We start from the raw sequence: 2,068 nt of genomic DNA, 5'->3' as shown, positions 1-2,068 counted from the left end.
GGCCCGCCTGCGGGTGCATGGCGACGAGCCGCTGCTGCTCCTCGCTCAGCGGCTCGCGCTGCAGCGCCAGGGCGTCCTGCAAGGCGGTCATGCCGATGTTCATGGTGAAGGCGGCGCGCACCAGGGCGGAGCGTTCGGCGGCGGGCAGCGCCAGCTCGTCCCCCAGGATCTGGCACAGCGCGGCGCAGACCAGGGCGTGCGCTGCGCTGTAGCCTGCGGTCGAGGTCGCCGCGAGCTGGAACATGAGGTACAGCGCCGCATCCACGTCCTGCGCGACCAGCTCGGCCAGCCAGGCCTCGCACTGGCGCACCTTGGCCGGGAAGGCCTGCACGTGTGCAGGGCGGGCCAGGAGGGTGGACAGCAGCGCCTCCAGATCCGACCATTGGCCGAGCAGGTCTTCGTACTCGATGTCCGGCGCATCGGCGCCGGAGGCGGGAGGGGGAAGGTTCATGGGCGACGGCGCGCGGCGCGGCAGTGCCAGGGCGCGGCTGCGCCCCGGCGGCTCAGTCGCGGAAGTTGTCGAAGCTCAGGGGCAGGTCGGCGATTTCCTTGCGGATCAGCGCCATGGCCGCCTGCAGGTCGTCGCGCTTGGCGCCGCTGATGCGCACCTTGCCGTCCTGGATGGCGGCCTGCAGCTTCATCTTGCTGTCCTTGATGAGCCGCTGGATCTTCTTGGCCTGCTCGGTGTCGATGCCGTTGCGCACGAGCACGAGCTGCTTGAGCTTGTCGCCGCCGATCTTCTGGGGCTTTTGCACATCGAGGAAGCGCACGTCCACGTTGCGGCGCGCGAGCTTGCCGCGCAGGATGTCCTCGACCTGCTGCAGCTGGAACTCGGCGTCGCCAAACAGGGTGATTTCCTTGTCGTTGAGCTCGACCGCGGCGGAGGTGCCCTTGAAGTCGAAGCGGGTGCCGATCTCCTTGGCGGCGTTGTCCACGGCGTTTCTCACTTCGACGAAGTTGGCTTCACAGACGGTATCGAAAGAAGGCATGACAGAACCTTGGGGCAAAGCGGATGGGGCCCGCAGGGCAGGGGAGCGGGTGCGACAATCCAGGGAATGTTAGTCGAGAAAAACGTCTCGCTTCAGGGGTGGAACACCTTCGGGATCGCGGCGCGGGCCCGGATGCTGGTGCGGATCCGCTCGGTCGCGGACCTGCAGCAGGTGCTCGCGCACGAGGCGCTGCGTCGCCAGCCGATGTTCGTGCTGGGCGGGGGGAGCAACATCGTGCTCACGGGGGATGTGCGCGCGCTGGTGTTGAAGGTGGAGATCAAGGGCCTGCGCCTGGCGGGCGAGACCGACCGCGCCTGGATCGTCGAGGCCGGAGCCGGCGAGGTCTGGCACGAGGTGGTGGCGCGCACGCTGGCCCAGGGGTGGCCGGGGCTGGAGAATCTGGCGCTGATCCCGGGCACCGTGGGGGCCGCGCCGGTACAGAACATCGGTGCCTACGGGGTGGAGCTGCAGGACCGCTTCCACTCCCTGTCGGCCGTCGACCTGGTGAGCGGCCAGCCTTTCGAGCTCGACGCTGCGCAGTGCGGCTTCGGTTACCGCGATTCCGTGTTCAAGCACCGCGCCCCGCAGCTCGCGGGCGGCGAGGGCAAGGCGCTGTCCGGGCGGGTCCTGGGGATGGGTCTGGCCGGGCGCGCGCTGATCACGCACGTGCGCTTCCTGCTGCCCAAGGCGTGGCGGCCCGAGCTGGGCTACCTGGAGCTGGAGCGCAAGCGCAGCGAGACGGGCATCGCCCATCCGACGGCGCAGCAGGTCTTCGAGTGGGTGTGCGCGATCCGCCGCGCCAAGCTGCCGGACCCGGCGGTGGTGGGCAACGCCGGCAGCTTCTTCAAGAACCCGACCGTGACGCCCGAGCAGTGCCGGGACATCATCGCGCGCGATCCGAAGGTGGTGCATTACCCGATGCCCGACGGGCGCTTCAAGCTGGCGGCCGGCTGGCTGATCGATGCCTGCGGATGGAAGGGCAAGACCGTGGGCAAGGCGGGGGTGTACGACCGGCAGGCGCTGGTGCTGGTCAACCGCGGGACACCCGAGGACAGTGTCACCGGCGGCGAAGTGATGAC

Annotated in this window: 3 protein-coding genes; 1 reads left to right on the top strand and 2 read right to left on the bottom strand. The window is 69.3% G+C overall.

Annotation, left to right across the window (positions count from 1 at the left end; all coding sequences use genetic code 11):
- Both A612_RS15255 and A612_RS15250 read right to left on the bottom strand, forming a co-directional pair.
- The coding region (locus A612_RS15255) for an HD-GYP domain-containing protein (RefSeq protein ID WP_019375305.1) at positions 1–451 on the bottom strand (451 nt) is incomplete at its 3' end.
- A gap of 52 nt (positions 452–503) precedes the next feature.
- Positions 504–989: a YajQ family cyclic di-GMP-binding protein gene (locus tag A612_RS15250; protein WP_019375304.1), complete on the bottom strand. Its 486-nt coding sequence runs from the start codon at positions 987–989 to the stop codon at positions 504–506.
- 66 nt (positions 990–1,055) lie between these two features.
- Here A612_RS15250 and murB point away from each other — a divergent pair.
- Positions 1,056–2,068: UDP-N-acetylmuramate dehydrogenase (gene murB / locus A612_RS15245; protein WP_040437170.1), on the top strand; the 1,013-nt coding region annotated here is incomplete at its 3' end.

It is taken from the genome of Melaminivora alkalimesophila, from assembly GCF_000282995.1.
In the GTDB taxonomy this organism is placed as follows: Bacteria; Pseudomonadota; Gammaproteobacteria; order Burkholderiales; family Burkholderiaceae_C; genus Melaminivora; species Melaminivora alkalimesophila.
Note: the sequence above shows the minus strand (reverse complement) of the source record. Positions and strands in the feature narration are given on the sequence as shown.